The 13764-nt window shown below is 57.6% G+C and carries 11 protein-coding genes; 8 read left to right on the top strand and 3 right to left on the bottom strand.

Going from position 1 to position 13764, the window contains the following annotated elements; all coding sequences use genetic code 11:
* Positions 1–50: 50 nt before the first annotated feature.
* From ribBA to tolA, 7 genes are all read left to right on the top strand, one after another.
* A complete protein-coding gene (gene ribBA, locus EXZ61_RS08650) occupies positions 51–1166 on the top strand; it encodes a bifunctional 3,4-dihydroxy-2-butanone-4-phosphate synthase/GTP cyclohydrolase II (RefSeq protein ID WP_142810955.1) in 1116 nt (371 codons plus the stop codon).
* Positions 1167–1190: 24 nt separating this feature from the next.
* On the top strand, positions 1191–1664 hold the full coding sequence (ribH, locus tag EXZ61_RS08645; RefSeq protein ID WP_142810953.1) for a 6,7-dimethyl-8-ribityllumazine synthase: 474 nt from the start codon (positions 1191–1193) through the stop codon (positions 1662–1664).
* Positions 1664–2200 (top strand): transcription antitermination factor NusB, encoded by a 537-nt coding sequence (nusB, locus tag EXZ61_RS08640; RefSeq protein WP_142810951.1) that lies wholly within the window; start codon positions 1664–1666, stop codon positions 2198–2200. Before ribH ends, nusB begins: the two co-directional genes overlap by 1 nt.
* A 20-nt stretch (positions 2201–2220) precedes the next feature.
* Entirely contained in the window at positions 2221–3405 is a 1185-nt protein-coding gene (locus tag EXZ61_RS08635) for a pyridoxal phosphate-dependent aminotransferase (RefSeq protein ID WP_142810949.1), read from the top strand.
* Between the two features lie 22 nt (positions 3406–3427).
* The gene (tolQ, locus tag EXZ61_RS08630; protein WP_142810947.1) at positions 3428–4120 is read left to right on the top strand and encodes a protein TolQ; all 693 of its coding nucleotides are present in this window, start codon (positions 3428–3430) and stop codon (positions 4118–4120) included.
* A gap of 37 nt (positions 4121–4157) precedes the next feature.
* Entirely contained in the window at positions 4158–4607 is a 450-nt protein-coding gene (locus tag EXZ61_RS08625) for a biopolymer transporter ExbD (protein ID WP_142810945.1), read from the top strand.
* Positions 4608–4677: 70 nt separating this feature from the next.
* Entirely contained in the window at positions 4678–5520 is an 843-nt protein-coding gene (gene tolA, locus EXZ61_RS08620; RefSeq protein WP_237219130.1) for a cell envelope integrity protein TolA, read from the top strand.
* Between the two features lie 1048 nt (positions 5521–6568).
* On the opposite strand, the gene EXZ61_RS08615 is transcribed toward tolA, so the two are convergent.
* The gene (locus EXZ61_RS08615; RefSeq protein ID WP_142810941.1) at positions 6569–9061 is read right to left on the bottom strand and encodes a DEAD/DEAH box helicase; all 2493 of its coding nucleotides are present in this window, start codon (positions 9059–9061) and stop codon (positions 6569–6571) included.
* Between the two features lie 185 nt (positions 9062–9246).
* Between EXZ61_RS08615 and EXZ61_RS08610 the strand changes: the two genes are divergently transcribed.
* Entirely contained in the window at positions 9247–10485 is a 1239-nt protein-coding gene (locus tag EXZ61_RS08610) for a DUF885 domain-containing protein (protein WP_142810939.1), read from the top strand.
* A 9-nt stretch (positions 10486–10494) separates the two neighbouring features.
* Here the strand turns inward: EXZ61_RS08610 and clpB are convergent, their stop codons facing one another.
* On the bottom strand, positions 10495–13107 hold the full coding sequence (gene clpB, locus EXZ61_RS08605; protein WP_142810937.1) for an ATP-dependent chaperone ClpB: 2613 nt from the start codon (positions 13105–13107) through the stop codon (positions 10495–10497).
* Positions 13108–13272: 165 nt separating this feature from the next.
* Positions 13273–13752, bottom strand: a complete 480-nt coding sequence (locus tag EXZ61_RS08600) for a molybdenum cofactor biosynthesis protein MoaE (RefSeq protein ID WP_142810935.1) — start codon at positions 13750–13752, stop codon at positions 13273–13275.
* Positions 13753–13764: the final 12 nt, after the last annotated feature.

The raw sequence follows: 13764 nt of genomic DNA, 5'->3' as shown, positions 1-13764 counted from the left end.
AAGACTCTTATGCCTTGCATCACTCACTTACTTACTTGAAAGCTCTGTCCATGAGTGCCATCTCCCCCGTCGCTATTTCACCGGTCGAAGACATCGTTGCGGATATGCGCGCCGGACGCATTGTGATTCTGGTCGACGAAGAAGACCGTGAGAATGAAGGTGATCTGGTCATGGCGGCCGACCACGTCACAGCGGAGGGCATTAACTTCATGGCCCGCTATGGCCGAGGCTTGATTTGCCTGACGCTCACCCGTGAACGCTGCGAGCGACTGCAACTCCCGCCCATGACGGCGCGCAATGGCGACAAAAAAGGCACCGCATTCACTGTTTCTATTGAAGCGGCAGAAGGTGTTACCACCGGCATTTCTGCAGCTGATCGCGCACGCACTATTGAGGCAGCAGTTGCGCACAACGCGATTCCTGACGACTTGGTACAACCTGGACACATCTTCCCGCTACAGGCAGTGGACGGCGGCGTGCTCATGCGCGCTGGCCACACGGAAGCGGGCTGTGATCTAGCCGCTATGGCGGGCTGCTCACCAGCATCTGTCATCTGCGAAATCATGAAGGACGACGGCACGATGGCCCGCCTCCCCGATTTGCAATTGTTCGCCGCAGAGCACGGTTTGAAAATCGGCACGATTGCCGATTTGATTGAGTACCGTAGCCGTGTGGAATCCTTGATCAAGACCCACGGCTCCCGCAACATCCATACCGCGTTCGGCGAGTTCACAGCCCACGCATTTAGCGACACTGCGGGCCACGGCGTGCACCTTGCGTTGGTCAAGGGTACGTGGGAAGCTGGGGACACTGTCGCCGCGCGGGTACATGAGCCTCTTTCTGTCTTGGATGCGTTAGAAATTGGTAGGTCTATGCACTCCTGGAGTTTGGATGCTGCCATGTCGCATATCAACACCGAAGGGAAAGGCGTTGTCGTTTTGCTCAATTGCGGTGAGACTGCACAACAGTTGCTCTCGCAATTTGAAGGTACTGCACAGTCCACCCACGGGCCCAGCAGAGGCCGTATGGATTTGCGCACCTACGGTATCGGTGCACAAATCTTGCGACACTGCGGCGTACACAAGATGCGTTTGCTTGGCAGCCCCCGTCGCATGCCAAGCATGACGGGCTATGGGCTTGAGATCACAGGCTACGTCAGTAAGTAACGACGATTAACACAGGGAAATACTATGTTTGGAGCAGACAAAGGCAATATGGCCGCTAGCGACAACCGACTTAACGGCAAGAAACTCAGCGTAGGTATTGTGCAGGCTAGGTTCAATGCCAGCATTACGGACGCGCTGGCGGTAGCTTGCAAAAGTGAACTCATCAAGCTTGGCGTATCTGAAAAAGACATTGACCATGTCACCGTACCTGGTGCGCTGGAGGTTGCGGTTGCCCTGCAATGCATGGCAGAGAAGTCCAAGTACGATGCATTGATAGCCTTGGGCTGCATCATTCGAGGCGAGACCTACCACTTTGAGTTGGTGGCCAACGAGTCTGGTGCAGGCGTGACCCGCATTTCACTGGACTACCAACTGCCCATTGCCAATGCCATCTTGACGACTGAAGATATGCCGCAGGCCGTTGCCCGCCAAGAAGAAAAGGGGCGTGATGCCGCCCGAGTTGCCGTTGAAATGGCCAATTTGCTGGAGTCAATTTAATGAGCGAAACAAAATCCCCATCCACCTCAAAACGCCCTCCGCGCCAGACACGGACCGGCTTGACAAGCACCGGTGCCCGCAAAGCAGGCAGCAAGTCCGACCGCAGTCGCGCCAGAGAGTTTGCGCTACAAGGTCTCTACCAAAGCTTGGTAGGCGGCAACCCCGCTCCAGATATTGACCTTTTTACCCGGGATTTGGCGGGCTTTAGCAAGGCGGATGCCGTCCACTTTGACTCCCTGCTCCATGGCTGCATAGAAGAAGCTGATAAGTTGGACGCCCTCATCGTGCCCTTGCTGGACAGACCGCTGACTGAGATCTCGCCGGTCGAGCGTGCCGTCATGTGGATTGGTGCCTATGAAATGTCGCATTGCCTTGATGTGCCGTGGCGTGTAGTACTCAACGAGTGCATTGAATTGGCCAAAGAGTTTGGTGGTACCGACGGGCATAAGTACGTCAATGGCGTGCTTAATGGCATAGCGCCAAGCTTGCGTGCCGCCGAAATGGAATCAGACCGCGCCAAAAAGCCCCGCGCTTAAGCGTATCGGGGACTTAGCCCATGCAGTTATCCGACCGTGCACGCAACATTGCCCCCTTTTACGTCATGGAGGTTGCCAAAGCGGCGGCCGCCCTAGGGCAAAAAGTCGCGCACACCGACTCGCCTATGGTGTTTCTGAACATCGGGGAACCAGACTTTACGGCAGCCCCTTTGGTCCAAGAGGCTGCAATGCGGGCGATACACGACGGGAACACCCAGTACACCGCCGCAACGGGACTGCCCATGCTGCGGGAGCGCATTAGCCATTGGTACGCTAGTCGTTTTGGTATACAGGTCGCCCCAAGCCGCATTGTGGTGACGGCAGGTGCATCCGCTGCGCTCCATCTGGCGTGTTTAGCTTTATTTGGGGCCGGTGATGAAGTGCTCATGCCCGACCCTAGCTACCCTTGCAACCGCCAATTTGTTACCGCCGCTGAGGCGACCCCGGTCTTGCTTGCGACCACTGCTGCGGGGCGATTTCAACTCACCGCGGACCAAGTCCAAGCTGCATGGGGTCCACACACGCGGGGAGTGGTCTTGGCATCACCATCCAACCCCACGGGCACCTCGGTATCGCCCCACGAACTCAGGCGCATCCATCAAGTGGTGCAGTCCCGGGGCGGCGTGACCTTGGTCGACGAGATCTACCTCCCCCTTAGCTTTGACGCAGAGTACGGACAGTCCGCGCTGTCGCTGGACGACAGCATCATCAGCATCAATAGCTTTAGCAAATACTTCAACATGACGGGGTGGCGCTTGGGTTGGATGGTGGTCCCAGACACCTTGGTCGAAGTGATTGAACGCCTCGCCCAGAACTTGTTTATTTGCCCCAGCACCATTGCGCAACATGCAGCCTTGGCCTGCTTTGAAGAGGCGAGTTTGTCCCTGTACGAGCAGCGCAGAGCAGAGTTCAAAGCACGGCGTGACTACTTTATCCCCCAGCTAAACGAGCTGGGCTTGCATGTGCCCGTGATGCCAGATGGAGCCTTCTATGCTTGGGCAGACTGCACGCAAGCCTGTGCCAAGCTCGGCCTCAAAGACAGCTGGGAATTTGCTTTTGACATCATGCAACGTGCGCACGTTGCAGTGACGCCCGGTCGTGACTTCGGCTCTGCCCAAACACAGCAGTTTGTGCGTTTTTCTACCGCCAGCTCTATGGAGCAATTGCGCACCGCGGTGACCCGGCTGCGCGCGGTGCTACTGTAATTCGTTCTTCACTTAGATTGCTATGAACCAAGACCTATCGATACTTCACCTGATACTCAACGCAAGTGCTGTGGTGCAAGCGGTCATGCTGCTGCTCATGGGCATTTCGATTGCCAGTTGGGCCGCCATTTTTCGCAAGTTGTTTTCACTAGGCAAGGTCAAAACCCAGAATGATGCCTTTGAGCGGGACTTCTGGTCTGGAACCAGTCTCAACGAGCTTTTTGCCGCAGCCACAAAGAATGTGGCGAACTCTGGGCCTATGGAGCGCATTTTTGCGAGTGGTATGCGTGAATACCAAAAACTGCGTGAACGCCACATTACAGACGCCGGCACGCTCATGGACGGTGCACGCCGCGCCATGCGGGCCAGCTTTCAACGTGAAATGGACGTTGTTGAGAGCAATCTGTCGTTTCTCGCGTCGGTCGGTTCAGTGTCTCCCTACGTAGGGCTATTTGGCACGGTGTGGGGAATCATGCACGCGTTTACAGGCTTGGCTTCTTTGCAGCAAGTCACCCTCGCTACGGTAGCCCCTGGAATTGCTGAAGCGTTGGTCGCTACCGCAATTGGCTTGTTCGCTGCCATTCCGGCGGTTGTGGCTTACAACCGTTTTGCCCGGGACATCGACCGCATCGCCACCCACCAAGAGACCTTTATTGAAGAGTTCTCCAATATCTTGCAGCGCAATGTAAGCGCGCAAACTGCTGCGCAACGCTAATGGGCTTGATTGCTTAGACCTACAAGGAAGCTGTGCTATGCCCTCTCTAGTCAGTCGCGGCCGCGGTAGGCGCACCATTAACGAAATCAACATGGTGCCCTTTATTGACGTCATGTTGGTGCTACTCATCATTTTTATGGTGACCGCGCCGCTGATTACACCCAGCATGATCGACCTGCCAAGTATTGGCAAAGCGGCCAAGCAGCCTGATCAAATCATTCAAGTGATTCTGGGAAAAACAGAAGATATTCTTGAGTTAAAGATCAATGACAAGACGAGCAAATTGCCACTTAAAGAACTGGCAAGTGCAGTGAAGGCAGCGCAAAACAAGCCTGCCGCAGGTGGTGCAGCTGCAAATGCGAGCAATTCGGCCGTGATCATCAGCGCAGACAAATCCGTCAAGTACGAGAGCGTGGTGAAGGTGATGGACACCTTGCAAAGGGCAGGCATTCAACGCGTAGGCCTGTCGGTCCAAATGGTGAACTAACTGCGGCATGGCTACGCTCTACAGTCACAACGAGTTTGCTCCACCACGACCTCCAGGATTTTTGAGGGCAGTGGCGCTCGCCATCATCGCGCACGGTGTCTTGGTGGCGGTGCTAACCATTGGGGTGCAATGGAAGCGAACTTTGCCGCCTGTGACTGCGCAAGCTGAGCTATGGGCCAGTATTCCGCAAACTGCGGCACCTGCGGAGCCTGTCGAGGAACTAACGCAACCAGAACCTGTAAAGCCCGTGGAGACGCCTGCTCCGCCGGTCAAGCAAGTCGCCGATGCAGATATTGCTTTGGCTAAGGAAAAGGCCCGCAAAGAGAAAGAACAAGAGCGCCAGCAAAAGCTCGCTCTGGAAAAGCAAGAACAAGACAAACGTGCCAAAGAGCTAGAAGCCAAAGAAAAGCTGCAAAAAGAGAAAGCTGACAAAGCGGCTAAGGACAAAAAACTTGAAGAGCAGCGCGCCAAAGACGTAAAAGATGCGGCATTGGCCAAAGACAAAGAAGCCAAAGCTAAAGCGGAAGCCAAAGCTCGGGACCTAGAGCACCAAAAGACAGTCCAACGCATGCTGCAGTTGGCCAACGCTGCCTCCACCAGCAGCGACCCGAATGGTTCTGGCAGCGCAGCAAAGAGTGCGGGACCATCGGCAAGCTATGCCGGCCGCATCAAGGCGATTCTCAGGCGCAACACGACGTTTACCGAGTCTTTGGTGGGTAACCCCAGTACCGAGGCCGAGGTGCGCACCCTCTCTGATGGAACCATCATGAGCGTCAAGATCATCAAGAGCAGCGGCGTGAAGTCATGGGACGATGCCGTGATCAACGCGATCAACAAGACAGAGACGCTGCCTCGTGATGTCGACGGCCGGGTTCCCCCGGTGCTCATCATCATTCACACACCTAAAGACTAAGCGCCAAAGCGTAAGCTGCACAGCATTGCGTTTATGAAGTGCGCAGCAAAAAACCCGTTAAATCGTGGCTGCGCGCCTACCACATAAGTCTCTCAGCTAGCGAAAACCCCGCTCCACATGTTTTGTGGATAAGTTTGGGGAGCACCATGGGGGCAACTGAGGAAAGCCAGTAACCATGCGGGTTTCACTGGCTTGCTTAAAGTTTAAGCACCCAACGAGGGCTGGCCTTGGAAACATTTTTTTGCTCTCTAAACCATAGCACCAAACCATTACACGGCCACAATGTAAAGTACTTTTAACAAATATTTAACACTTCACACCAGGCCAAAACCGAAACCACACTGGTTTCGTGCTAGTGCTTATAAAACCTAAATGCGGCGACTTTACGACCTGAATTTGCCCACACTCGGACTCCATATCTGTGGATAACTTTGTGGACTGCTATCGTTTCAGGAAGCAGAAGCCAGTATCCATGCGGGATTGGGGCGATTGCCGCGGCGCATGTGCTTTTTTGCCCAGAGCGCAGATCAGGCCAGCCCAAGTAAGCCGCTGAGTAGCACCCGCTCCATAGCCCCACGCCAGCCCAGCCCGCGTAGACAGAAGCGAGCGTTTCACCGGTTTGGCCATGACGCTCCGCGAGCAGTTCACGTCCGACCCCGAATGTGGATAACCGCAGCCCTAGGCAGAGAGCAATTGCCACATGCCCCCGCTTACATGCCAAGCACTTGCCAATGGGTCAAAATTAAGACGCTGCACTGATGAGGAATCTGAGGCAGCACTATCGCTACTTTTTGTATAGCAACAAGCGCCTACTGATATTCGGCTGCAAGAGTTTCAGAGACTTTTCCCTACCCCAATGCGCCCGACAAAGCCCGCTGGTGCCAAGTCCAAATATGAAGCCATTGGGGTTCTCGCGCCTCAGAGAAAAAGCACGCTGATACTCCTGGAAGCCCACAATTTCTGTGGGTAACTTTGTGGATTTTCAGCGGTACAAGTCGCCAAAGCCCCTATTCATGCGGCTTCCAAGGGGACGCCTTTTTTTTGAGCGCTAGGCCAGTGGCATCAACAAGGCTTGGAGATCCTCTTCACTGAACTTGGTAGCGATGGCGGGGTCCACACCCAGCACACCTTCTGTAAGCGCCTGTTTGCGGCGCTGCAGCTCCAGCATGCGCTCTTCAATGCTGCCGTCAATCACCACGTGGTACACCTGCACCGGCAGGCTTTGGCCGATGCGGTGCGCCCGCGCGGTGGCCTGCTCTTGCACCGCAGGGTTCCACCAAGGGTCTAGATGAACCACCGTGTCCGCCGCGGTAAGGTTCAGGCCCACCCCACCGGCTTTAAGACTTACCAACATGATGGGCACTTGCAGCGCTTGAAACTGATGCACCACCGCAGAGCGCCCCAGGCGCCCTGCCCCTAGGCGCGTTTGCCCGGTCAGGCTCACAAAAGGCAGGTTGAGGGCCACCAGCGCGTCGGCCACAAGGCCCAGCATCTCGGTGAACTGTGAGAACACCAGCACCCGCCGCCCTTCTTCCACCAAAACGGGCAAGGTCTCCCCCAGCCATGCGAGCTTGGCTCGCTCCATAGTCACAGGCGTATTGCGCCCTTTGAGCAGGAATGGGTCGCAGCAAACTTGGCGCAGCTTGAGCAGGGCATCCAGAATGCTGATCTGGGCGCCCGCAAAGCTTTGGCGCTGCAACACCCGGCGCACTTGCACATCGGCGGCGGCGCGCACGGCCTCGTAGAGCTCACGCTGTTGGCCTTGAAGCGCTAGCCGCACGGTGATGTCCGTCTTAGGTGGCAATTCGCTGGCGACCTCCGCTTTGCGCCTCCGCAAGATGAACGGACGCACCCGCTGCGCCAATAGCTGCGCGCGCAAGGTCTCTCCGTTTTCTTCAATGGGCTTGCGCCATATGCGGCCAAAGCTGCGCGCATCACCCAAGAAGCCGGGCATCAAAAAGTCAAACTGCGCCCACAGCTCGCCCAAATGGTTCTCCAGCGGTGTGCCTGTTATGCACAGCATGTGGCGGGCTTGCAGCTGGCGCAATGCCCTAGCGGACCGGCCGGCTGCGTTCTTCACCATTTGCGCTTCATCCAGCACCAACAGGTGAAAGCACTGGCGTGCCAAGGCGTCGATGTCACGCCAGACCAAGGGGTAGGTGGTCAGCACCAGATCGTGCTGCGCCATGCGATCAAACTCTGCATCGCGCTGCGCACCTTGCAGTGCCAGCACCCGCAAGTCTGGGGCCATGCGCTGCGCTTCTTGCCGCCAGTTAAACACCAGCGAACTGGGCACCACTACCAAAGCGGGCAAGGTCAGACGCCCCTCTTGCTTTTCTAGCAGTACATGGGCCAAGACCTGCGCGGTTTTGCCAAGGCCCATGTCGTCGGCCAAGATGCCGCCCAAGTGCTGCGCCCGCAGGTACTGCAGCCAGGCCAAGCCTTGCAGCTGGTAGGGGCGCAGTTGCACGGCCAAGCCCTGCGGCTGCGCCACGGGCTGGGGCACGCCGATGGCCCGCAAGCGCTGGGCTAGGCTGCGCAGCCCCGCCTCGCCCTGCAGCTGCCATGCGCTGGGGCTACCGGGCATCGCGCTTAAGCTGGCCCGCAGTGCGTCCAAGCGCTCTGCATCCCAAGCGCTAAAGCGCATAGGGCCACCGTCCACCGGCGTGCGGCGTGGGTCAGTGAGCAAGTCCACCATGGCGCCCACAATGGCCTTGAGAGGCGCGGCGGGGGCATCAATGCGTCTACCACCCGGAGCGCGCAGCACGATGATGGCCAGGTCGTCGATTTCTGCAATGTGCTGGGCACTCAGCCAGCGCGCATCGCGGCGCAACAGGTCGGCCAGCATGGGGGCTAGGTCTAGCACCTGCCCATCAATCTCAACGCCCAAGCTCAATAGCCACGCACCTTCACGTGCGGGCAAGCCCAATTTCTCCACCGGTGCGATGCGAGGAGCCAAGGGACCGTACAACTCTCGGCCTATGACTTCACCCGTGTCTGGCTCCACCACCAAGCGCCAGGCCTGCACGGGCACGCTTTCATGGGCAAAGCCTGGCTTCACCACCACCGACCAGCCCTTGGCCTGCAGCACAGGCACCTGGTCTGCCCAAAAGTCACCAAAAAAGGCCTCTTGCGCCAAGGTCCACACTTGCGGCAAGTCGGGTGCAGCGTCTGGGTGACGCCACTGAAAGGCCTCCGTCGGAATGGGGTGCAGCCCTAGGTCGCGCAGCACATCAGCAGCGTCGCGCTCTGCGTCAAGGTCACGCTCCAAGGTAAGCAAGGCTCCATCGCCCGCAATCACGTCCAACGCGGCAGCTGGCCGGGTGTTGAGCACTGAGCTAGGCGCGGGGCCTTGCCACACCGTGCGACCGTCTAGCTGGTAGGTCCACTCCACCGCAGCCACCGTCACACGGTCTCCGCGTGGGCCCAGCTTGGCAAATGGTTTCAAGCCCAGCAAACCGTCACCCCGGCTCAAGGTTTGCAAGGTCAGGCGCGGGCGAAACACAAAGCTGCTGGGTGTGGGGCTCAAGCGGGAGGGCATGGCTGCATTATCCAGTCTTGCGCCACCTCACCATTGCTATACAAACGATAGCTACTTGCGCAATACCCATGGGCGCAAAGACCCTATTTCTTCAAAATTTCACCTACAGCGCCGGAACAAGGCACGGTTATGATGCTGCGCTGCCCAACGGCCCACTTTCTGCAACTAGCCAGCCATTAGCCTCCATGTCATTCAATCCCTTTGCCCAACGCTATGTCCAACTGGTTTTGTCGGTCGGTCAGCACGACCGCTCGTATGTGGATGCCTACTATGGCCCGCCCGAGTGGCAAGCGCAGGTGGCGACATTGGCCCTGCCCGATTTACTAGAGCAAGGCGAACGCTTGGCCGCAGAGTTTGCCCAAGCGACAGCCCCCGCCGACCAAGCGCTGCGCGCCACATTCTTGGGCAAGCACATAGACGCTGTGTGTAGCCACATACGCCACCTGATGGGGCAACGCCAAAGCTTTGATGCCGAGTCACAAGCGCTGTATGACGCGGTATCGCCACGCTTGCAAGAGGCAGAGCTAGCCGCCATCGTCTCAGAGTTAGACAGTCTGCTTCCGGGCACTGGCAGCGTGCAAGCACGCATGGTGGCGTTGAACCGGCGGTTTGAGATTCCTGTCGATCGCTTGGATGCGGTGTTCTCTGCCGCCATTGCCGAGTCTCGCCAGCGCAGCAAGCGCTATATCAACTTGCCCGAGCATGAGCGCTTTACCGTGGAGTACGTGCAGAACCAGGTGTGGAGCGCGTACAACTGGTACAAGGGCAATAGCTACAGCCTGATTCAGGTGAACACCGACTTGCCCATGCCCATCAGCCGCGCCATTGACTTAGCCAGCCACGAGGGCTACCCCGGCCACCATGTGTTCCACCTGCTTACCGAGCAGCATTTGGTGCGCGAAAAAGGCTGGCTGGAGTACAGCGTGTTTCCCCTGTATTCGCCCATGGCGTTCTTGTCAGAGGGCAGCGCTAACTACGGCATCAGCGTGGTGTTTCCACATGAAGAGCGCTTGGCGTTTGAACAAAGCACCTTGTTTCCCTTGGCAGGCCTAGACCCACGTACTGCGCAGCACTACTACCAAGTGCAAGGCATAGTGCAAAAGCTCTCCTACGCCGGCAATATGGTGGCACAGCGCTATCTGGACGGCGAAATAGACCGTGCCGGCGCTATCGCTTTGCTCATGCAGTACTCCCTGTACGACGAAAAGCGCGCCACGCAGCGCCTAGCTTTTATTGAGCACAACCGCTCTTACGTCATCAACTACAACCTGGGCCAAGACGTGGTGCAGCGCTACGTGGAAGCCCAAGCAGGTGCTGGCACCGGCCTGAGCAACTCGAACAACAAAGCTGACGCCTTATGGCAGGCGTTTAAAGACCTGCTGCTAGCACCACGCACGGCATCGATGATGGCCGAGGCGGGCTAGCGATTCGCTTTAGTGCACCACGCGCGAGAAGCTGAACTGGCCTGGCGCGTTGATGGGGTCTACATCCACCGGAATGACGTCCTTGGGCGCAAACTTGCCTTCCAACAAGAGCTTGGACAGCGGGTTTTCAATGCGCTGTTGTATGGCACGCTTCAAAGGCCGCGCACCGAACACCGGATCAAAGCCCACCTTTGCCAGCTCAGCCACTGCGGCATCGCTCACTTGCAAGGTCAAGTCCATCTTGGCCAGGCGTGCCATCAGCGTAGCGAGCTGGATCTTGGCGATAGACGCGATGTGCTCAGCGTCCAGTGAATGGAAGACCACCGTTTCGTCAATGCGGTTCAAAAATTCGGGACGGAAGTGGTTCTTCAGCTCGCCCGTCACCGCTTCTTTCACGTCCTCGTAATCCTGCCCCACCATGCTCTGGATGAGCTGGCTGCCGATGTTGCTGGTCATCACAATCACCGTGTTCTTGAAGTCCACCGTGCGGCCTTGGCCGTCGGTCAGGCGGCCATCGTCCAGCACTTGCAGCAGCACGTTGAACACGTCTGGGTGCGCCTTCTCGACTTCGTCCAACAGCAGCACGCTATAGGGCTTACGGCGCACAGCTTCGGTCAGGTAGCCACCCTCTTCGTAGCCCACATAGCCGGGGGGCGCACCGATCAGTCGCGCCACAGAATGCTTCTCCATGAACTCGCTCATATCGATGCGCACCAAGTGCTCTTCACTGTCGAACATAAAGCCCGCCAGCGCCTTGCATAGCTCGGTCTTGCCCACGCCGGTGGGACCCAGGAACAGGAAAGAGCCGGTAGGCCGGTTCGGGTCCGACAGGCCCGAGCGTGAACGGCGAATCGCATTGGCCACGGCCGCAATGGCTTCATCTTGGCCGACCACGCGGTCGTGCAACTTGGCCTCCATTTGCAGCAGCTTGTCGCGCTCACCCTGCAGCATTTTGGACACTGGAATCCCAGTGGCACGACTCACCACCTCGGCAATTTCGTCGGCGCCCACCATGGTCCGCAGCAGCTGGGTGCGCCCACCATCCTTGGCGTCTTTGGCCTTGCCGGCCTCTTGGGCTTGGGCATCTTTCAAGCGTTTTTCCAGCTCAGGCAGCTTGCCGTATTGCAGTTCGCCGGCCTTGTTGAAGTCGCCCTTGTCCGTGAGCTCTTTGATTTGGAAGCGCAGCTTCTCCACCTCTTGCATGATGGTCTTGGAGCCTTGGGCTTGCGCCTTTTCGGCCTTCCACAACTCGTCCAAGTCGGCGATCTCTTTTTGCAGCGTGGTGATCTCTTCGTTGATCAGCTCCAGGCGCTTTTGTGAAGCCTCGTCTTTCTCACGCTTCACCGCTTCGCGCTCGATTTGCAGTTGAATCAGGCGGCGGTCTTTCTTGTCCATGACCTCGGGCTTGGAATCCAGCTCGATCTTGATCTTGCTGGCCGCCTCGTCGATCAGGTCAATGGCCTTGTCCGGCAAAAAGCGGTCGGTGATGTAGCGGTTAGACAGCTCTGCAGCGGCCACGATGGCAGGGTCGGTTATCTGCACGCCGTGGTGGGTTTCATAGCGCTCTTTCAGCCCACGCAAAATGGCGATGGTGGCCTCTACGGTGGGTTCGCCCACCAAGATTTTTTGGAAGCGGCGCTCCAACGCAGCGTCTTTTTCAATGTACTTGCGGTATTCATCCAAGGTAGTGGCACCCACGCAATGCAGCTCGCCACGTGCCAGAGCGGGCTTGAGCATGTTGCCGGCGTCCATGGCACCCTCGCCTTTGCCTGCGCCCACCATGGTGTGCAGCTCGTCGATGAAAACAATGGTTTGCCCCTCGTCTTTGGCCAAGTCTTTGAGCACGTTTTTCAGGCGCTCTTCAAACTCACCACGGAACTTGGCCCCCGCCAAAAGTGCGGCCATGTCCAGGCTGAGCACACGCTTGCCCTTGAGCGAATCAGGCACCGCACCGTCCACAATGCGCTGCGCCAGGCCTTCCACAATCGCGGTCTTGCCCACGCCGGGTTCGCCTATGAGCACAGGGTTGTTTTTGGTACGGCGCTGCAGCACTTGAATGGCGCGCCGAATTTCATCGTCACGGCCAATCACCGGGTCTAGCTTGCCCAAGCGCGCGCGCTCGGTCAGGTCGATGCAGTATTTTTTGAGCGACTCGCGTTGGTCTTCGGCATCAGCACTGTCCACGTTTTGCCCGCCGCGCACTGCGTCAATAGCGCTTTCCAAACTCTTGCGCGTCAAGCCGTTGGCACGCACCAGGTTGCCAATGTCGGCTTTGCTATCGGCCACCGCCAACAAAAAGAGCTCACCTGCCACGAACTGGTCGCCCCGCTTGATGGACTCTTTCTCGGCCGCTTGCAGCAAGCTCACCATGTCACGGCTCACAGTCACTTGCTCGTGGCCTTGCACTTGCGGCAGTTTCTTCATAGCGCCTTCGGCCGCACTCAGCAGGCCGGCAATATTGACCCCGGCGCGCTGCAGCAAGGCCTTAGGGCCATCGTCTTGGCGCAGCATGGCGACCAGCACATGGGCCGCCTCAATATAGGCATGGTCATTGCCCAGCGCCAGTGATTGGGCTTCGCCCAATGCTTCTTGAAATTTGGTGGTGAGTTTTTCGATTCGCATAGCCAATCCTTACAAAGCAATATTGGCTCTCAGCTTGTGACTAAGCGCCGCATTTCAAGACTGTATGCGCCACGCACTAGCGATTAGGTTGATGCAGGTCAAACGCGCGTGTGATACGCACGCATGGCCCCATTTGCAAAAGTAATCGCCCCCGCACTGTGAAAATCAAGTGCGCCAATCACCCCAACGCGCTGCGGCGGCTTCGTCGGCCACGCGCGCATCAACCCACTGCGCGCCTTGGGGGCCATGCTCCTTTTTCCAAAAGGGGGCCTGCGTCTTGAGGTAATCCATCAAGAACTCACACGCTTGAAAACTCTGGCCACGGTGCGCGGAGGTCACCGCCACCAGCACAATTTGGTCCATTGCGTTGAGCACCCCTACGCGGTGCACCACGCGGGCCGCATAGATGTCAAAACGCTGTTGGGCCGCATCTATCATGGCTTCTATGGATGTCTCGGTCATGCCGGGGTAGTGCTCTAGCTCCATGCAATGCACCTGCCCGGCAACTCCGGAGGTCCGCTCGCGGACTGTGCCCACAAAACTGCACACCGCACCGACCCGACCATCATGCAAACGCAAGGCTGCAAGTTCGGCACTGACATCAAAGTCTTGGGTTTGGATCGCGACGCGAGAAGGATTAGACATGGCACACAACAC

Origin of the sequence: Rhodoferax aquaticus, assembly GCF_006974105.1 — a bacterium.
In the GTDB taxonomy this organism is placed as follows: domain Bacteria; phylum Pseudomonadota; class Gammaproteobacteria; order Burkholderiales; family Burkholderiaceae_C; genus Allorhodoferax; species Allorhodoferax aquaticus_A.
Note: the sequence above shows the minus strand (reverse complement) of the source record. Positions and strands in the feature narration are given on the sequence as shown.